We start from the raw sequence: 19,300 nt of genomic DNA, 5'->3' as shown, positions 1-19,300 counted from the left end.
GACTCAGAAATTGATGATCGACGGCTACTTCGCCAAGGTCACTGTGACGCGACAGCATCAAGAACCTGTCGAGGTTGACGACGAATCGTAAACAGAGCGAGCGAAATACGTTTCAGGTGCTCGCATAGCCCACGTTCAATGTAACGATGCGATAGACCCGCCACCACAATCGAGAGCGCTGTGCTCAAAACAATCGCTGAGTATCCCGTGGATATTTTGTCAAGCCCACGAATATTCGCGAGGCCGTCGAGCGACTCTTGAACAGTGCCATGCAGAAGGTATAGCGAAAACGAGATATCACCGAGGTACACCAGCCAGGTGGGAACAGGAATCTCGATGCGCTTGCTGGCAATGCAGAACACGGTCATCAGCGGTATCAGTGTCAAACCCCACTGAAGGACACCGTGATCGGTCCGCAATGGATACATGTACTGCCATATCACCAAAGCCGTTGTCAAAAACATCGCCATCTGAAGATAGAAGCGGCTTTCCACAACGAAACCCGACTGATATAGCTTCGCGATCGCCGCTCCGGCAGCAAACATGAGTATGAGCGGATTGGTTATCAGGCTGAGGTACCGGGGAAGGAAGTGATAGTCGGTAGCCGGCGAGAGCCATGCCTGCCAACCACCAATAACTCCCAAACGCCCGGTGATCAAGGGAATACCCACCAGTGTGACGAACAGCCAAGTCACCATGGCCAGCCAGCGCCATCGCCCGAACAGCATGCAGGCGCCAAAGAACAGGTAGAAGTACATCTCATAGTTGAGAGTCCAGCCCACGCCCAGGACGGGGAAACCGAACACGGGCGCGAAATCGCCACTAACGTTCGCGGTGGGAATGAACGCGAGCGAATGCAGCAACCACTTTAACTTCGGAATGTCAGTCAGATAGGACAAGTCGAACTTTGCAAAAACGTAGATGGCAAGCGCTATTGCCCAGACTGGCCAGATTCGGGTTATCCGTTTGATGTAGAAATCCAAGAGATACCGCGGAGATCCATCATTGTTCGCCGTGGTGTAAACCATGATGAATCCGCTGATCAGGAAGAAAAGATCAACCCCCATTGCTGCCCCCCCCTGGAACAACATGGCTCCAGTGCCAGTACCGTAGGGTCCTAAGTACCGACTCGAATGCCAAAGGACCACAAGGAGTGCCGCAATGCCGCGAAAGCCCTGGATGAAGCGGATGGATTTGTTTGCCATTGAACAATTAGGTGATTGTTGTAGAAGAACCCTAGGGAAACTCCCCAACAGGGCGTTCGATTTGCACCGAGCAAGCTAGCATAGGACTCCGGTGCACTGTCTACCGCCCGAAGTGATCCCTCTGCGCCACCACCCCGTCATTGTGCACCGAGGGAACCTCCCAGCGATGAGGAGGTTGAACGTGAAGCCAGTTTACAGAGGGACGCTGACCTTCCGCATGAGGAGGAGGGAGGCTGCGCGTGCCGCTCAAATGCCCTTTTGGGGAGCAGACGCCGTGGTACCTGTTCGTGCAGATGCCTGCCCACGGCCTGGAACAGCCGTCCGGCCAGCCCGTGGATCTCCAGCGGGCGTGTCCAAACCTGAGCACCTAGGCCCTTCAAGCCGATGCCGACAACCCAGCCCATCCCCGACGCACCGTACAGAGCCTCTTCCACGGTCGGTTCGGGCAGCACGTGCCACCGTTGTGGGAAGCGGATAGGCAGCACTCGCACCGGGCCCGCCGGAAGGCGACCACCTTGAGTACGCGCCTTGTGTAGACCGATTCGGTCAGCGCACACAGTATGCTTGTTTGCTAAAATCGAGGGGGGTCGACGTATGCCAATCAAAAGGGGACTGGCCAGCTCGACAGCCCATTGCTCGCGCCTGTGGCGCAATGAATGAGCATGCCACTTTCCCCTGGTAGCCAACCCTGCGGTTCCGATACGCCACGTTTCATCCATGGAGAATAATTTGAGCCAGATTCTGGTAACCGGCGGTGCAGGCTTTTTGGGCTCCCACCTATGCGACCGCCTCATTGAGGCCGGACATGATGTCCTCTGCGTGGACAACTTCTTTACCGGCTCAAAGGACAACATCCGCCATCTTATCGGCCACCCATCGTTCGAGCTGCTGCGTCACGATGTGACATTCCCGCTGTACGTGGAAGTGAAGCAGATCTACAACCTGGCATGCCCCGCATCGCCCATTCACTACCAGCACGACCCGGTACAGACTACCAAGACCAGCGTGCACGGTGCCATCAACATGCTGGGCCTGGCTAAACGGACGCGCGCGCGAATCCTGCAGGCATCCACCTCCGAAGTGTACGGTGACCCAGAGGTCCATCCGCAGCCAGAGTCCTATTGGGGGCGCACGAACCCCGTAGGCATCCGCAGCTGCTATGACGAAGGCAAGCGCTGTGCGGAAACGCTGTTTTTCGACTACTGGCGCCAGCACCAGTTGGAGATCAAGGTCATGCGCATCTTCAATACGTATGGCCCCCGCATGCATCCCAACGATGGCCGCGTCGTCAGCAATTTCATTGTACAAGCGCTCAAGGGCGAGCCGATCACAATTTATGGCGACGGCACTCAGACGCGCAGCTTCTGCTACGTGGATGACCTGATCGAAGGCATGCGTCGTCTGATGGATAGCACCGTCGACATCACCGGTCCTATCAATATCGGCAACCCCGGTGAATTCACCATGCTCGAGCTTGCGGAAAAGGTGATTTCGCTAGTGGGCGGCAAATCCAAGATCGTCCACATGCCCCTCCCGAGCGACGACCCGAAGCAACGCCAACCCGATATCAGTCTGGCCAAGACCAAGCTCGACTGGAGCCCCAAAGTGCCACTGGACGATGGCTTGAAAGAAACCGTGGCCTATTTCCGCAAGCGGATCGGGGCCTGATCGCACATGCGTCATCCCAAGCTAATCATCGTCACGCCTGTGTTCGAGGACACCGAGGCGTCAACCATTCTTTTCTCCCAACTGGCGAAGTCCTGCGGTACGGAGATTCATGTCGTTGCAGTCGACGACGGCTCTGTACGACAGCCGTTGACACTGCAGGGCATGTTTGACGCCAAAGTGCACGGTACGGTGATCCGCCTCAAGCGCAATGTCGGACACCAACGCGCTATTTCGGTGGGCCTGACCTATGTTGCTGACCATTTCAGAGACATCGACCGTGTGGTCATCATGGATTCCGATGGCGAAGATTTGCCCGAAACCATAGACAGCTTGCTCGATGATTTGGACGGTGCCGAAGTGGACGTGGTCGTAGCACAGCGCAAGAGCCGCGTCGAAACGCTGCGCTTCAAGACGTTCTACTTGGTCTATAAATGGCTGTTCAACCTGCTGACTGGGCGCAGGATCAGTTTTGGCAACTTTATGGCCATGAACGGCGCCGCTGTACGCCGCCTGGCCTCCATGGGCGAACTGGCCACGCACGTGGCAGGTACGGTCCTGGTGTCGCGCCTGCGTTGGCGAACGTGCGCATTGGACCGCGGCCCGCGCTATGCGGGCAAGAGCAAAATGAACTTCGTCGGTCTTGCCTTGCACGGATTCAAGGGGCTGATGATCTTCGCCGAGGATGTCCTCGTGCGCGTCGGCATTGCCTGCGCAGCCGTCGCCATTCTTTCTCTGCTCGGCGGGAGTGTCGCCATCGCCCTCAAGGCACTGGGCTATGCGACGCCGGGCTGGTTCTCGGTCGCATTAGGACTTCTGCTGCTGGTCTTTCTTCAAACCGGCGCCATCACCCTGATGACGCTTATGCTTACCGGCATTACGCGTAGCAGCACGGTGCTGCCGCTGGATTACCGGCTGCTGGTCGACAAAGTGCTCGCGACCTCCCATGTCCATAGCGATCAGTAGTCTCCTGAGGCATCAGCCGATTCGCTATGTCATCAACGGACTGGCGGCAACGTGCGTCAGTTATGCGGTGCTCAACGCCTGCATTCATCTGGCCCACGTACCTTCGGCGGGCGTAGCCAACTTCATCGCAGCCATAGCAGGTATTACCGCCTCTTTCCTTGGAAGCCGTCATTTCGTCTTTCCTGGCACCACCGAGTCGGTCTGGCATCAACTGGCGCGGTTCTGGCTTCTATACGCGGTGCTTGCCCTGATGCAAGCCACAGTGCTGTTCGTCTGGACGGATCTAGCCAAACTGGACTATCGCATCGGCTTCCTGCTCGGCACGTTCCTACAGATGGTTTGCAGTTATTTTGGAGGAAAGCATTGGGTATTCAAGCGATAAAAATAGGTCGCATCGTCGCGATTACGGCTGTCTTCGTCATTGTTTTGCTGGCTACCTACGTCGTACATTCGCTGTACCTCCGGGTCAACGTGGTGTTCTACAGCGCCATCCTCGATGGCGTCGTTGCCACGGTGCTATGCGGCGCATTGCTGTGGATCGTGCCATGGTTCCGTGTGCTTGGCCCCGTGGAGAAACTGCAGCTGATCGTCATCTGGCTGCTGCTCGGTTACAGCTACGCGATCTCGGTGCCCACCGTGCTTGATCGCTCGCTGTCCTTCTACATTCTTGAGAAGCTGGAACAACGCGGCGGTGGCATCCGCGAAGATGCGTTCGAAGATGTATTCACCAAGGAGTACGTCAAAGAGCACCATCTGGTAGACGTGCGCCTTACCGAGCAACTGCAATCTGGAACCATTGTGATCCACGACGGTTGCGTACTTCTGACGGACAAAGGGCGACGACTGGCGCACATCAGTCGCTTCTTCCGCAACAATCTGCTTCCGAAGCACCGATTGCTGATGGGCCAGTACTCTGACGCTTTAACCGATCCGTTCCGCCACAGTACGACGGACGTCAATTATCGCTGCCAGCAATAGCTATTGGCGCTCCGCGATGAAGAATGACGTCTACTGCTGCGATACCACTCTCCCCAGCGAGAGAGTTATCTCCACGACTCCTAGTACTCAGAGCGCGCGCATCGCGCTCACTTGCGCCATCTCTGGCATCGCAACACCCGCTGCACCGGCCTACGAGCCTTATCAGGCTCGCGCTGCCTGTCCCGAATCCCCCGAATACGGCCGCGAATTTGGCCTGCAGGTAATGTACCGATGAAGATCACCGTTGTTGGAACCGGATATGTAGGCCTTGTGACTGGCGCCTGTCTTGCCGAGATGGGCAACGATGTCCTATGCCTCGACGTTAACCCTGAGAAGATCCGTATCCTCCAGGAAGGCGGCGTTCCCATCCACGAACCCGGGCTGGACAAGGTCATCGCTTCCAACGTGGCTGCCGGTAGACTCCACTTCACCACGGACATCGACAGTGCCGTGGCCTACGGCACGGCACAATTCATTGCGGTAGGTACGCCACCCGACGAAGACGGCTCCGCTGACCTCCAGTACGTCATTGAAGCCGCACGAAACATCGGCCGGCGGATGACCGACTACAAGCTCGTGATCGATAAGAGCACCGTGCCCGTTGGTACGGCGGACAAAGTACAGGCCGCAATCGCAGAAGAACTCGTCAAGCGCGGCGTACAGATCGGCTATTCGGTGGTGTCCAACCCAGAGTTCCTCAAGGAAGGTTCTGCGGTTGAAGACTTCATGAAGCCTGACCGCATTGTGATCGGTGCCAACGACGAACGCAGTGTGCGCCTCATGAAGTCGTTGTATGCCCCATTCCAACGCAACCACGACAAGCTCGTGATCATGGACGTGCGCTCGGCCGAGCTGACCAAGTACGCTGCCAACGCCATGCTGGCTACGCGCATTTCATTCATGAACGAATTGGCACTGCTTGCTGAGAAGCTGGGCGCCGACATCGAGCTGGTGCGCCACGGCATCGGCTCGGACCCCCGCATCGGCTACCACTTCCTCTATGCAGGTTGCGGCTACGGTGGCTCATGCTTCCCGAAGGACGTCAAGGCGCTGATCAAGTCTGGCGAAGACGCCGGCCATGGACTGAAGGTATTGAAGGCGGTTGAAGAAGCCAATGATGCGCAAAAGCACGTACTGGCGGAGAAGATCAGCAAGCGCTTTGGCGAAAGCCTCTCCGGGCGACATTTTGCGCTGTGGGGCCTGGCATTCAAGCCCAACACCGACGACATGCGAGAGGCAACCAGTCGCGTACTGATCGCCGATCTGCTGGCGCGTGGCGCTACCGTGTCTGCTTATGATCCGGTTGCGTTGGACGAAGCACACCGCATCTTTGGCGATACACCGGGAGTGACCCTGGTCAATGCTCCTTCTAAAGCAACGTCCGGCGCTGACGCTTTGATCATCGTGACGGAATGGAAGGAATTCCGGTCTCCCGATTTCTCAGAGCTCAAGAGCCTCCTTAAAGAGCCCGTCATCTTCGACGGGCGTAACCTCTATGAACCGGCGAGCGTGAAGGAACAAGGTTTCGAGTACTACCCGATCGGTCGTTGACCCAGCGCGCAACCTATGGCCGATGCCACGTTGGTGGTGTCGTAATCAAAACTCGAACGGCACGTATTTCATGGACCTCCCCGATCACCAACCAAAGAGCGCTTTTTCTCTGACCAGCAGAGAAATCCTTTGGCCCTTGTGCCTTCTGGTGCTTGGTTTCGTCTGCATCACGCTCCATCAATCGGATTTCCTTCGCGCCATACCCGGCAATATGGGTGATGCCAGGTTCAACAACGACATCCTTGAGCACCTGTTCCGCTGGGTGACCGGCAAGGATTCGTCATTGTGGTCGCCGCCTTATTTTTACCCGTATCCGGGCACGCTCACGTTCAGCGACAACCATTTCGGCACGGGCTTTGCCTACATCTTGTTGCGCCTGTTTGGACTTGGTCCGGAAGGTGCGTTCATCGGCTGGTATTCCTTGGCTGTGCCGCTGAACTTCATCAGCTGCTATTACGCATTGCGGCGATCCGGCGTCAGCCACCGGGGAAGCGCGGTGGGTTCGTTCATCTTCACCTTTGCTTTCAACGTGGCAGCACGACACGGCCACGCACAGCTTTCATACCGCTTTGCGATTCCCTTGGCCGTCCTCGCCGCTCAACGGCTCTTGGAAACAAAGGCGTCGCGACAGCTGGCGCTTCTCGTTTTGTGGGTCACCTGGCAATTCTATTGCTCAATCTACCTAGGTTACTTCCTCACGCTGATGTTGATTGCCTACGCAATCATGCACGCGGTGCTGAAACCCGAAGCTGGCGCCTCGCGCCCCCATCAGGCCATTGGAGCGAGTATTCGAGATGCTTGGATCAAAAGGGACGTGGTCAGCGTGGCGATCGTCGGACTTTGCCTGGTCGCGCTGGCATATATGTTCTATCCCTACATGCACTATTCGCACCTCTATCAGCTGAGCCGCGGATATGCCGAGATCCAGAGCATGCTGCCGCGACCAGGGAGTTATCTGCTGACCGACGGGTCACTGGTCTGGGGAAAACTTAGCGGGCACATCACCAACATTCCAATGCGCTGGGAACATCAGATGTTCTTTGGCGCATCGGCATGCGTACTAGCCGGCATCGGTATCAAAACAAATTGGGATCGGTCAACGAAGATTGCAGTAGGCGCTTTTGCGATCCTTCTGGTTCTTACGCTAGACATCAATGGATACAGTCTTTATTTCCTGATCCATAACCTTCCGTTGGCAAACGCCATTCGCGCCATGAGCCGCATAGGATTGGTAACGATATTCCCCGTCGCCTTCATGGCGGGCCGAGGCTTCGACTGGCTGACAGCCTCACCTGCAACCTCGGTTGCGAGGAAGACGACGGCTGCCGCCTTACTGATGTTCATGATCGTCGAGTACGCGACGTACGTGACTGAAACCGTGCCGCTTAAGGAGCTTAATCAGCGCCTCAATGCATTGGCGTCGCTAGTCCCCCCCCATTTGCCGCAGAATGCCATCATCTACGTTCCACCACGGAATGATGGCGGCTATCCATTTGCCAACGAGCTCGATGGCATGCGCCTCGTAGCCCACGTCAACCGCGCGACACTGAATGGCTACTCGGGAAGCGTTCCTAAAGCGTTCGCTGATCCGGCGCCCACTGTATGCGACGTGGTCAACAACCGTTTGGCCAATTACGCTTCGTTCGCGAATATCAACTATGAGGAATACAGCCAGCTAGTTCGTCGCGTCGTCATTTTGGGTAGCCAAAGCTCGTGCACGCCGCTCCCAGTTCTCGCAAAAAGAACTCACTTCAGCGGAAGCGTTCCAGAACAGACTGTAGCTGGCACCACTTTGAGCGTCGTCAATCCGAGGATCGTTGATGGAAAGCTGGTCGTGACGCTACAGGCTGACAATCATTCCGGCGATACGCTGCACTCGATCTCCGACGAAGATCATCCGATCCGATTCTCCTGGAGAACCGCTCCCGCGCACCAGGAACTTGGAGCCTTTGATCACTGGGATGCGCGAAAGGATCTGACTTCGGATGTGGCGCCGGGTGAACATGCCTCGGTCGACGTGGTCGTCATCCCGCCACGAGAGCCTGGCAAGTACTTCATTGAGTCCAGTATCGTGCAGGAGAACGTACTCTGGTTCCATCAGCATGGAATGCCGATAGCGCGCAGCGCGAAGGCTATCGTTGTAACTGGCGATGGAACCATCGAGATTGAGTCCGATGGAACACCCAGCTACTAGCAGTCAATCAGTCGACCAGAGTCAGCAAGCCATTCCATTTATGCCGTGCTCTCGGTGGCCCAAAGACCACTGAAAGCGCGGACTTGGTGTGCGAAACGCAAACGCGCGTCCTTGCCGACTCGCCAATGGATACGCTGGAGAGTCAGCCGCAAGCCGCTTTTGCTCGCACCCCATAGATTGGCCACAGGATGGCAGCAGAAGTAGAGCCGGCGCTAGGCTTAGGTCACGCTACCAGACATGGAGCGACCATTCCTTTCGTGAGCCCAGTCCAGCAGCTTACGAGCCATCGACGGGTAGCTATTAGCCTCAGACCAATGCTGTGCCTTCTCAGCAAGGTCTGATCGCTTGGCGTCGTCATTGAGCAACTCTTCCATCGCTTTGGCAAACGCTTTTGCTGTGCGCTGCGGTACGACCTTGGCAACGTGCTGAAGGCTCGAAAAGATGCCGGAGGTCGAGATCACCAAAGGGGCGCCAGCAGCAAGCGCCATGTTCGCGGAGGCGCTGGCCCCTTCATGGGAGTCCGCATACGGCAGCACCACAAGATCGCATTGCGACAAACCCTCGATGACATCTTCGATTTCAGCGAACGATGTTTCGAGTGTCACGGCATCCTTCAGGCCCGGCCTTCTTGCCATCTCCAAACACTTAACCACAAACTCGGAATTCTCTTCGCCGGGATAGATCGCGTGCCAACCCCGATATCGCAGATTCGGATGTCGTCGACGCAATAGCTTCATGGCCTCAAGAGTAATATCGATGCCTTTGTACTCTCGGAAGAAGCCAAAGCCACCAACTACGGGACCTGCTTTGGGTGCCAATGCCTCTTCCACAGCGTCGCTTCTGGTATGCATTCTTACCGGGAGCGGCAGAACCGTGATGTCCGGCGCGTTACCAAACCGCTCTGCCTCCCTTGTGCTGTGCACGGTGATCGTTGCGCCCGATTCACGCAGCAACTCTACTTCACCCTGCGCAAGACGACTGGCGTTGTGGCATTCAAAAACGACGGGGATGCCTCGCTGAACCGCTGCCTCAACCAGGCCGTGGTACTCGCCAATGGGCATGAAACCCGTGTGGTGCTGCATAATCACAATGCGCGGCTTCAAAGAATCCAGGGTCGACTCAAAGAGATCGCGATTCGCCCCGCTCTCGCGCCAGTACTTGTTGTCCCAGCGCCAACCTCGAACCACTGGAAATTTGAGATCCGGACCAACGCCCAGAGGCTCATGCCCATTTAGCTCATTGCCAAAAATAACAAGGTCGGCACCCGCGTCCCTCAGGCCGCTCGCCAGATACTGACCGTGCTCTGCGATGCCACAGGCGACACCCCATGTGGAAACCATCAGAACCGGCGTCCGAGACGCCTGCCGTGAGCTCACGTGCCACTGAAGTTCGTCACCCAAGGTCAGCGAGATTGCCTCCCAGCTGAATCTCCGTTGCACGAACGCGTAGCTAGCTAATCGCCGCTCTGGGTCAATGGTTTGGTTGACCATCTCCTGCAGCTTCGCCAGGAATTGGCGACGATCGGACAGAACCAGTTCGCCCTTTTCGGTGGTCTGCTCCGATATGCCGCGCGCACCGACAGCCGTGGTCAACACAGGAAGCCCGGCCACCATGAAATCGAACATTTTCACATTGGTGCCGGCACCCGAGAACATCGGATTGATCGCGATATCCGACGAAAGAAGATGCCGCCACTTGGCTTCATCGTCGACGACGCCGGTGCAAACCACATTGTTGGGTAGAGCCGTCGCCGTGAGCCCCTCACCAACGCCCCCCACAAGCAAGAAGGTCACCCCCGGCAAGTGCGGTGCCAGTTCGTCGACGATGAATCGCCCAGCTTCCGCGTTGGGTCCGTACTGGCTCCCCATAAACACAACCACCGGTCCCTGCCGGTTGGGTGACGATGCGCGGGCCTTGCGGCGAAGCTCCAGCATGTCGTTCGCGAACGGCGCAGTAAACGTGCCGTTCGGCGCAATGCGCAGCTTGGTGATCGGCACCTCGAATATGCGCTGGAACAGCGCAACTTCCTCCGCCGAACAGCAGTAGATGAGGTCACTGCGCTCCAGCAATGCAGCCTCTGTGGCGACGACCGATTTCATCAACGCTGCGGCCTGGGGCAAATCGTCGTGCAGCGAAACACGGAGAACCGCCTCGACGTTATGAGCGTCATAAACAACCAACTGATCGGCTCGCAGATCAGTGGAAAGGGGCGGGTAACACCAAGGGTGCGAGAAAATCACGACGTCAGCATCGGCCATCTCGCGTCTGGCCACGGAAAGGTACTCCGGCGAAAGATGAACCTGCGCAGGAAACGCAATATCGATCATCCCGCGACCATCCATCGAGATGGCGGTATCGCGCGCAGCGCGGTGATGGGCGTCGCTTAGAGGGACGCAGATTTCCCGCAATGCCGACGTGAGCTGCTGATCCCTGAAAGATTCACCGGGCCAGTCGTAAGTACCAACGTAGACCGCATCGACCTTCGGACCCAACCCATGGTACAGACCGAGCAGCCGCTGCCGCCCCCCACCCACGGCTGGGGTGATGGGCTGCATGTCGACAATTACCACCTTGAGTTGCTTGGCCACGTCCTGATCCATCTCGCGTATCAATAGTCGAACACTACAATCCCCGACCCCAAGGGCTACGTATGGGCTGCCGCCAGCAGCGTTTCCGCAATTTGGGACCAACGCAAACTGTTTACCCATTCATGCCCGCGCTGGCCCATCGTCTTGCTCTCTTCCGGATGCTCGTACAACCAGTCAATCGCGGCAGCAATGGATTTCGGATCTGGCTTTGCAATCAGCCCTCCCTCTTGCTGTCGAACAATTAACGCGGCTTCGCCAGAATCTTCACACGTGACGACAGGCTTGCCGCTGGCGAAAGCCTCAAGCGTAACGTACCCGTAGTCCTCATTCTGTGGCGTGAATGGAACGGCCAGACAGCGCGCATAGTGATCGACCAGCACTTCCTCGGACACCCGGCCCAGGAAACTCACATTGGGCAGATCCATGGCGAGCCGCTTGAGATCCGCTTCTGCCTCACCGGTGCCCGCCAGCACAAGGCGCAATGGGCTTCGCACGTGCCGCATGGCGTCGACCACCAAATGCGTCCGTTTCCAGCTATGCAGCCTTCCGGGCAGGAAAAGAAACGGCTCGGATGGTTGAGCGTGAAAAGGGTTCTGCCAAAGCGGCGGATGCATGACGCCCGCTTTGATCTCGTTCCACTTGAGCAGCCGATCCGACACTTCATGCCCGATCGAAAACACGGCTTTGCAGCCAGGTCGCGCCAACGCCTTGGTGTCGAGCAGATGAATCAGCTCTCGCTGCTGCTGCACGCTGCGGGGCGCGTTGGGGAAGGCGCGCGAAAACATGTCGTAGAAGACGCGAATCGTATGGATCAGATAGCACACCTGTCGTGGATGGCGAACCATCCACGTCGGCGCTTTCGTCGACACGACGACATCGTATTCGGACAGGTCCAGATCATAGAAATGGAGGTAATTCTCCAGAATGCGATCGAACGTCGACTCGTCAGTCGTCAAGGTCACCTCGTCAGCCTGGTGACCAAGATCGACAAACGCCTGCACCAGTGCCTGGTACAGGCGCTCCGCCCCGCCCTCTTCACCTGACGACGGGCGAACGGTGACTACCGCTACTTTCATGAATCCACGGCTTCCAAGCGCCTCAGGTCGCTATCGACCATCATCGCAATAAGCTGATCGAGAGACGTCTTCGGTTCCCAGCCCAGGTGTGCCTTTGCCTTCGCCGGGTTGCCCAGCAAGATGTCCACTTCGGCAGGACGGAAGAACTCCGGATCGATGACGACGTGGTCCTGATAGTTGAGACCCACGTGCTTGAAGGCGATCTCGCACATGTCTCGGACCGTTGTCGTGGTGCCGGTGGCAACGACGTAGTCGTCTGCCTTATCCTGCTGCAGCATGGCCCACATGGCTTCTACGTAGTCGCCGGCAAAACCCCAGTCGCGCTGCGCATCGATATTGCCAAGGCGCAGTTCCTTCTGCAGGCCCTTCTTGATGCGCGCCACAGCTTGCGTCACTTTGCGTGTGACGAATTCAGGACCACGCAGCGGCGATTCATGATTGAAAAGGATGCCGCTGGAAGCATGCAGGCCAAAACTCTCGCGATAGTTGACCGTTGCCCAATGCGCCATCAGCTTCGCCACCCCGTAAGGACTACGGGGATAGAACGGCGTATTCTCATCTTGCTTCGCGGCCTGGATCAGCCCGAACATCTCGCTGGTGGACGCCTGGTAGAAGCGTGCCTTGGCGTCAACGATACGCACGGCCTCAAGCACATTGACGGCGCCGACGCCGGTCACCTGAGCGGTAAGAATGGGCTGCGACCATGACGTGCCAACGAAGCTCTGCGCACCCAGGTTATAAACCTCCTGGGGGCGGGCAGTTTCCATGGCTCGGATCAACGAGGTGACGTCGGTGAGGTCACCGTCGATCAAAGATACATCGCGCTCAACACCCAGCTCGCGCAGGCGCCAAAGACTGTCGGAGCCACGACGCGCCATGATGCCATGTACCTTGTAACCCTTCTCCAGCAACAGCTTGGCGAGATAGGCGCCATCTTGGCCGGTGATGCCGGTGATCAATGCACTTTTGCTCATTGCGTAACCTTCGTCCTAAATGATTCGAGAATTTGTTGTAGTGAAGAATCAAGCGAGATGACTGGCTGCCACCCGGTGTCGTCCCTTAACTTTTTCGCACTCGCCACCATTCGGCGCTGCTCACTCGGGCGCAACCTTGATGCATCCTGGACAATTTCCGGGGAAATGCCGGCAAACCCGCACAGCTTTTGCAAGATCTCACGAACCTTGATCTCGCTACCCGATGCAACGTTATAGATCTCTCCAGCACGACCCGAACGCAAAAGCATTGCGTACGCACGCACCACGTCCCGCACGTCGCAAAAATCGCGGGTAACGTCGATATCCCCGACCTCGATCACTGGAGGCTGCAGGCCCCGGGCAATGCGAGCCACTTGCTTGGCAAACCCCGGCACGACGAACTGCTCATGCTGCTCAGGTCCAATATGGTTGAAGGGGCGCACAACTACCACATCGAGTCCGGCGCTCAGGTGGTACTGCTTGCACAGTAGCTCCGCAGATACCTTGCTAACCGCATAAGGGCTCCTGGGTGCCGGCGGGCGAGTCTCGTCCACAGGCAAGGCGTTCTCAGGCACCGCACCATAGACATCGCCAGAGCTTATGTAGAGCATCCTACCGCTGAACTCGAGCTCTTTGAGGGCTTCCAGTATGTGCAGCGTGCCAAGCAGGTTTACCTCCAAGGTCTCCTGCGGCTCGGTGAAAGAGGCGGGCACGAAACTGCGTGCCGCCAAATGGATGACCTGATCGGGCTTTACCTTGAAAAGCTCATCCCTGACGGCCTTTGCATCACGAATGTCCAAGCCATGTGAAGCAGTAACAAGCTCGCAGGCCCCGAACGCACCTTCGGCCACCAGATTGGCCACATGCCTTCCGACAAAGCCGGTACCGCCGGTGACATAGAGCCTCGCAGGCCTGTCCAAGGGTGGAGAGAGAGGGGCGATCATGCTTTTCGAGCCACGATGGCGTAATCCGGTGCAGCCGTAAACCAACCGAGCATCTCATTGACCTGCGTTGCGCCAGGCTGATCCACCAACATCGGCTCCAGCGTCGAGATACCACGATGCTCTTTGAGACGGTGAACGGTTGCATCTGCGAAACCGCGATTGGTCACCGTCCACTGCAACAAAGCCGGCGGAATGGGATTGCGATGCGTTGGATCCAAATAGAACCAGCAGGCGCTCACCGTGATGTTCTCGGGGTTCGGCGTCTCAAGCGCCAGCAATCCGCCGGGCTTGAGGACACGCAATGCCTCGTCAAGTAATTGGATCAGCACTGACTGCGGCAGGTGCTCAACGAGGTGCATCGACGTAATGGCAGCCACCGAAACATCTGCGAGACCACGCAAATAGGTCAACGCGTCCGCTTCCACAACATCAAGATCGTGGGACCTCGAGTCGTCAAGCATGACCGGATTCAGATCGACACCACGCGCCTGATAGCCACGCTCGCGCAGCAGCTCCAACCATTCCCCACGGCCACATCCAAGGTCGACCACCAAACCAGAAGATGGCGTGATATCGGCTTCAGCGAGATGGTCGAGGTAATGTTCAGCGCGCTTCTTGATATCGCCTCGCTCACCTCGGAAAGTGTCCTCGAATGAGGCGTACTCCGCATCAAGGATGGACGCAGACGCCGCGACTGCGTCTGCATTCCCATTCGCTGCGAGGGGGTCACGTGTCACGCTCGACTCCGCCAGCGCCATGAGCTTCCTTTGCAAATCAACCAGTCCGCGACGATTCTCATTGACCGATGCGGAGAGCAAGTCGTGAGCAGCACGGCTTACCAGCCGCTGTTCGATAAGGGCCCGTACGACATTGGAATCAATGCCATTCCAGCGATTAATGTCGGCACGCAAGGCGTCCAATTGCGCGTCCAGGCTTGTGAGCTTGCCGGGCATCGGGACCAGTTCCTTTTCAAGCTCGCTCAACTTGGCTTGAACCAGGCTCTGCACTGAGGCCTTGGCACGCTCGGCGATGTCCGCATGGATGGCATGAAAATGCTGCTCAATACTCTCTTCGATGCGACCAACCAGGCCAACCAATGCCTGGGACGATCGTCCGGAGTTCGTAGCCAACGACTGTAATTGCATGGGAAGACGTACCAGCGTCTGAACCAGTGCAACCAGACGGCCCACGAATGGAATGCGACGAAGACTCTGCAGCCGGTAAGGAATCAGCAAACCATCGATGTGAACACCTTGGCGCCGCCCCTCCTCCGAAAAACGCATCTGGCCAAGCAGCTGCACGCGATTCTGCTGACCACTGCGCAAAGCATCGAGTTGCGCCTTATAGCCAGCGGAATCCGGAGGGCGGCGCAGGACGGCCCGGTATACGGTCGTAACAAACTCCTCGTCCCACAGCTGCAGAAATTCACCGAGGGAATAACTGTCCTTGATGGGCAGCCTGGAGCCAAAGCCACCCCAGCGCGGGAGAGGTCGCTGGTCCGCGCTGTCACCAGCCCCCTCCTCCTGCAGCAAAGTGCGACGACGCTCAACCTCAGCGCGCACACGACCCATGAGCTCGTCGATGGACAAGGAGGCATTCACGGGAAATACCGGCGCCGGCTCCGCAACGCGGTCGGGGTTCGACTGCTTGTTATCACTCATGCATCTTTCCTCGAATCTTGAAAATGCGCCGCCTTCCAGCACATTACCGCCCAGTCACCAGCCGGGGGCCATCCTGAGCCTCCAGCAAAGGCTCTGAAGACATGTGCTTGCCATTGCAGTCGATACTCATCCTTGGTGGGATCCACGAAGACCCAACAAACGGAGTACGTTGCGTATTGGCCACGGTGAAGATGAGGGCCAGATCGCGCCACTCAAAATTATCAACCAAATGCGTTTCGGTGCTCGACAACGCGACGGAAACTGAATAGGTGCCTACGCCAAGATTCATGGCGAAGCGTGCATGCAGATCAAACTCGTCGCCCTGGCGAGCATCTTCGATCACCTGTTCGGCATACGACGTGTTTGTGCCAAACATGGGCTGACCAAGCCGATCCCGGATCATATAGCCGATGACAAGACTGCTGATCGGTGCATTCACGCGTACCCTGATCACCAGGTCAACCGGATCTCCTACGCCGATGTATTCCAGCGGTCGGCCCTGCTCGTCTTGTAGCCAGATACGTTCGATGCTGGCCTCCCCGGTGCCCGAGACCGTTGCCACCTGGCCGTCGGCAGAACTGACTTGGCGAATAGAGCCGTTCTCTTTCTCAGCAATCAGTGCGTTGTAGAGATCGAGCACTTCCTGCGGCGAGGCGTCCGCAATCAACCGGCCCTTTTCGAGCATGACTGCCCGGTCGCAAAGACCCTGTATCGCTCCTCTATCGTGAGACACGATAAGCAGCGTGGTTCCCTCTTCGCGAAACTGACGAATACGCTTGAAGCATTTATGCACGAAGTACGCATCGCCGACAGACAATGCTTCGTCGACAATAAGCACCTCCGGGCGCACGGCAGTGGCGAGACTGAAAGCCACGCGCATCTGCATGCCGCTGGAATAGGTTCTCATCGGCTCATCGAAGTACTCACCGATCTCGGAGAATGCCTCGATCTCGGGCATCAACTCCTGGATCTGGCCACGCGAGAAGCCCATCAGCCCCGCACTGTGCTCGACATTCTGGCGACCCGTCAGATCGGGATTGAAGCCCATGCCAAGCTCAAGAATGGCTGCAATTCTGCCGCTCGCTGCAACGCTGCCTTCGGTCGCGCCCAGTGTGCCGGTGATGATCTTCAGCAGCGTGCTTTTACCCGCACCGTTCTGCCCGACGACGCCTACCGCTTCGCCGCGGCGAACGTTGAAACTGATATTGCGTAGAACCCAGTGTTCCTTGATGCGGGGAGAGCGCCAGCCAAACCACATGCCAAAACGGCGCCACTCGCTGCCGTACTCGCGATAGGACTTGCCAACATTCGTTACGGTAAGAGCAGCATCCGTCATAGCACGTCCACCATGTCCGGCGCCGCTTTGCGAAACAGAAAGAAGGAAACCACCAGCAGCACCAGTGAGGTAACCACTACAGGTAGGAAGTTCATGGCGTTTAGGTTATGCCCGAAAACCAGCGTCTGCTGGTAACCATCGATAATCCAGTACATGGGATTGAGCTGCATGAGCGAGCGCAGCTGAGCAGGCACGATCGACGACATGTACACGACGGGGGTAAGCCAGAACCACAACTGCAGGACTACCATCATGAACTGGGCGATGTCGCGCACGAACACGTTCAGTACGCCCAGCAGAAGACCGAGGCCCAACGAAAAAGCCGCCGTCAGCAGCATGAGCACGGGCATCCACAGTAGCGCAGCTGCCGGGAAATGACCGAGCATGGCAAATACCACCACCATCACCAGGAATAGCATGAAGTTGTTTACGAGAGCAGAACCCACCGTAATGATCGGAAGGCAAACTCGCGGGAAAACAATCTTCTTGAGCAGGCGCCCATTGTCTACAAACACCGTCAACGATCGGCTGACGATTTCGTTGAACAGCGACCAGCCCTGCATACCTGCCAGCAGATAAATCGAGTAGGCGTAAGGGTTGGTGATGCCTGGCAACTTCGCCGACATGATGCGCGACAGCACCAGCGAGTAGATCGCGACCTGCGCCAACGGCTGCAGGATCATCCACAGCGCGCCCAGCTTGCTTCGGGCGAAACGCGAGCGCAGATCATTTTTGATCGACGACACCACGAAATGGCGATAACGCCATACAGCCTCAAGCATCTCGTTCATGAATGCTCTTCCGCGCTAACAAACATCTCTTCATTGCTCCCCAAATTGGGTGGCAGAAATCTCCAGGCCGAGCTCCTGCTGGATCTGCTGCAACCGTTGAACCGCCGCCTCGCTGCTTCGTTTGTGCGAATGGTGAGACCGCATGTAGTCCGCCGCCCGACGACCCAGCGCATCCCGGTAAGCAGGTTCATCGACGAGCTTGCGCATGTGTCGCGCAGCGTCTTCGATGTTGGCGTTCGCCCAGTACTGCCCTTCACCATAGACGTAATCACCCTGTTTCAGGCGAGTCATGGAGAAGTCCACGAGACAACTGTTATCGGGCTTCATGAACTCGAGGTTGCCGGAGTAGCCTGTCCCGATGACGGCCTTGCCCAAGTACATCGACTCTGCCAACCCCAGGCCAAACCCTTCCGAACGATGCAGGGATATGTACGCGTCAGCCCCATTCACCAGCTGAAGCATCTGCTGGCGTGACATGAAGCCATCGCTGGTAACGATCCGACTGTCACCCGCAGCCTTGGACAGGAGTTCGTAGTACTGTCGCCGAAAAACTTCGCCATTGATCGACTTGATGATCAGGCGTACGTCTGTTCTTTCGACGGGGAAAGCCAGGCGAAAAGCTTCGATCAATGCTATTGGATTCTTCCGCTCGATATAGGAATGGAAGTCAAAGCTGAAAAGGAAAGTGAAGGGCCCTGATTTGCCCCCAACCTGCCGCCCCGGTAGATGGCTCGTGTCGACTTCCACCGCCATGGGTATCAGCGTGATGGGCTTTTGGGTCACCTTTGCGAAAGCGGCTTTGACGAACTCTGACGACACCCAGATCTCATCAACCTTATCGATGGCCGGCAACCATTCTTGCGGAATGTCTTCAAGCTCCCAGAACCAGTAACCAATGCGATAGCGGGCACGGCTTCCGTGAAGCGCATCCATGGCTTCACTCAACTGATCGGGGTTGACGAAGAAGATGTCGATCTCGTGTCGAGCTTCCTTCTCAACATCCGGAACGAGCGAGTCGTCGATGTTGCGGCTCGCTTCAATCACGTTGGCATCGATCAACGCCAAGGGAAAACGCCTGGCGCGCAACGCTCTCGCGAAAGAGCGAATGTTCTCGGCCAGTCCCAGGCCGCCGCGCACGTAGCCAATCAGATTGACGCCATGTCCTTGCGGCTCATCCGGTCGCGAATCGCCTGGCTGCTTCGCTGGCAACGGAGCAGCCGCTCGGGCATGGTCCGATTCCGTGGGTAGAGTAAGTTCGGACTGCTGCCCCACTGCGGCGTCCAGCAGCAGTCGGTGCACACGTGCCTTCAGGCCCTTGGGCAGAAGGCCGGATAGTTTGGGATACAGCGACGTCGTACCAAAGCGACTGAT

15 protein-coding genes are annotated in these 19,300 nt (G+C 57.3%); 6 read left to right on the top strand and 9 right to left on the bottom strand.

The features are described 5' to 3' along the window. Positions 1-38: 38 nt before the first annotated feature. Positions 39-1,205 (bottom strand): acyltransferase family protein, encoded by a 1,167-nt coding sequence (locus AC0GUR_RS14650; RefSeq protein ID WP_472878231.1) that lies wholly within the window; start codon positions 1,203-1,205, stop codon positions 39-41. Between the two features lie 729 nt (positions 1,206-1,934). Here AC0GUR_RS14650 and AC0GUR_RS14645 point away from each other — a divergent pair. The 6 genes from AC0GUR_RS14645 (at position 1,935) to AC0GUR_RS14620 (ending at position 8,559) form a co-directional block, all read left to right on the top strand. After that, positions 1,935-2,873, top strand: coding sequence for a UDP-glucuronic acid decarboxylase family protein (locus AC0GUR_RS14645; RefSeq protein ID WP_472878230.1), 939 nt, complete (start codon positions 1,935-1,937; stop codon positions 2,871-2,873). A 6-nt stretch (positions 2,874-2,879) separates the two neighbouring features. Beyond that, entirely contained in the window at positions 2,880-3,836 is a 957-nt protein-coding gene (locus AC0GUR_RS14640; protein WP_472878229.1) for a glycosyltransferase, read from the top strand. Further along, on the top strand, positions 3,817-4,218 hold the full coding sequence (locus tag AC0GUR_RS14635) for a GtrA family protein (RefSeq protein ID WP_472878228.1): 402 nt from the start codon (positions 3,817-3,819) through the stop codon (positions 4,216-4,218). The genes AC0GUR_RS14640 and AC0GUR_RS14635 overlap by 20 nt, the downstream gene beginning before the upstream one ends. Then, positions 4,200-4,814: a hypothetical protein gene (locus AC0GUR_RS14630; RefSeq protein ID WP_472878227.1), complete on the top strand. Its 615-nt coding sequence runs from the start codon at positions 4,200-4,202 to the stop codon at positions 4,812-4,814. Before AC0GUR_RS14635 ends, AC0GUR_RS14630 begins: the two co-directional genes overlap by 19 nt. Positions 4,815-5,045: 231 nt before the next feature. Beyond that, positions 5,046-6,365, top strand: a complete 1,320-nt coding sequence (locus AC0GUR_RS14625; RefSeq protein WP_472878312.1) for a UDP-glucose dehydrogenase family protein — start codon at positions 5,046-5,048, stop codon at positions 6,363-6,365. A 70-nt stretch (positions 6,366-6,435) separates the two neighbouring features. Beyond that, positions 6,436-8,559, top strand: a complete 2,124-nt coding sequence (locus tag AC0GUR_RS14620) for a hypothetical protein (protein ID WP_472878226.1) — start codon at positions 6,436-6,438, stop codon at positions 8,557-8,559. Between the two features lie 218 nt (positions 8,560-8,777). Here AC0GUR_RS14620 and AC0GUR_RS14615 read toward each other — a convergent pair whose 3' ends face one another. From AC0GUR_RS14615 to AC0GUR_RS14580, 8 genes are all read right to left on the bottom strand, one after another. Continuing rightward, on the bottom strand, positions 8,778-11,147 hold the full coding sequence (locus tag AC0GUR_RS14615; RefSeq protein WP_472878225.1) for a glycosyltransferase family 4 protein: 2,370 nt from the start codon (positions 11,145-11,147) through the stop codon (positions 8,778-8,780). Positions 11,148-11,203: 56 nt separating this feature from the next. Next, the gene (locus AC0GUR_RS14610; RefSeq protein WP_472878224.1) at positions 11,204-12,148 is read right to left on the bottom strand and encodes a glycosyltransferase; all 945 of its coding nucleotides are present in this window, start codon (positions 12,146-12,148) and stop codon (positions 11,204-11,206) included. Between the two features lie 71 nt (positions 12,149-12,219). Continuing rightward, complete coding sequence (gene gmd, locus AC0GUR_RS14605) at positions 12,220-13,197, bottom strand: GDP-mannose 4,6-dehydratase (protein ID WP_472878223.1); 978 nt, start codon at positions 13,195-13,197, stop codon at positions 12,220-12,222. Beyond that, complete coding sequence (locus tag AC0GUR_RS14600) at positions 13,194-14,141, bottom strand: GDP-mannose 4,6-dehydratase (protein WP_472878222.1); 948 nt, start codon at positions 14,139-14,141, stop codon at positions 13,194-13,196. The genes gmd and AC0GUR_RS14600 overlap by 4 nt, the downstream gene beginning before the upstream one ends. Next, entirely contained in the window at positions 14,138-15,844 is a 1,707-nt protein-coding gene (locus AC0GUR_RS14595; protein WP_472878221.1) for a methyltransferase domain-containing protein, read from the bottom strand. The genes AC0GUR_RS14600 and AC0GUR_RS14595 overlap by 4 nt, the downstream gene beginning before the upstream one ends. Position 15,845: 1 nt before the next feature. Continuing rightward, a complete protein-coding gene (locus AC0GUR_RS14590) occupies positions 15,846-17,138 on the bottom strand; it encodes an ABC transporter ATP-binding protein (protein ID WP_472878220.1) in 1,293 nt (430 codons plus the stop codon). Continuing rightward, positions 17,135-17,929, bottom strand: a complete 795-nt coding sequence (locus AC0GUR_RS14585; protein WP_472878219.1) for an ABC transporter permease — start codon at positions 17,927-17,929, stop codon at positions 17,135-17,137. Before AC0GUR_RS14585 ends, AC0GUR_RS14590 begins: the two co-directional genes overlap by 4 nt. A gap of 30 nt (positions 17,930-17,959) precedes the next feature. Further along, on the bottom strand, positions 17,960-19,066 hold the full coding sequence (locus AC0GUR_RS14580) for a glycosyltransferase family 4 protein (protein WP_472878218.1): 1,107 nt from the start codon (positions 19,064-19,066) through the stop codon (positions 17,960-17,962). Positions 19,067-19,300 lie beyond the last annotated feature (234 nt).

Source organism: Dyella sp. PARNA 12/25 (assembly GCF_055702865.1).
This window is presented reverse-complemented; position numbering and strand designations above follow the sequence as displayed.

Bases quoted from the DNA above. Each gene is read 5' to 3' on its own strand.
- AC0GUR_RS14650 (WP_472878231.1), bottom strand. From the start codon at position 1,205: ATGGCAAACAAATCCATCCGCTTCATCCAGGGCTTTCGCGGCATTGCG.
- AC0GUR_RS14640 (WP_472878229.1), top strand. From the start codon at position 2,880: ATGCGTCATCCCAAGCTAATCATCGTCACGCCTGTGTTCGAGGACACC.
- AC0GUR_RS14635 (WP_472878228.1), top strand. From the start codon at position 3,817: ATGTCCATAGCGATCAGTAGTCTCCTGAGGCATCAGCCGATTCGCTAT.
- AC0GUR_RS14625 (WP_472878312.1), top strand. From the start codon at position 5,046: ATGAAGATCACCGTTGTTGGAACCGGATATGTAGGCCTTGTGACTGGC.
- AC0GUR_RS14620 (WP_472878226.1), top strand. From the start codon at position 6,436: ATGGACCTCCCCGATCACCAACCAAAGAGCGCTTTTTCTCTGACCAGC.
- gmd (WP_472878223.1), bottom strand. From the start codon at position 13,197: ATGAGCAAAAGTGCATTGATCACCGGCATCACCGGCCAAGATGGCGCC.
- AC0GUR_RS14600 (WP_472878222.1), bottom strand. From the start codon at position 14,141: ATGATCGCCCCTCTCTCTCCACCCTTGGACAGGCCTGCGAGGCTCTAT.
- AC0GUR_RS14590 (WP_472878220.1), bottom strand. From the start codon at position 17,138: ATGACGGATGCTGCTCTTACCGTAACGAATGTTGGCAAGTCCTATCGC.
- AC0GUR_RS14585 (WP_472878219.1), bottom strand. From the start codon at position 17,929: ATGAACGAGATGCTTGAGGCTGTATGGCGTTATCGCCATTTCGTGGTG.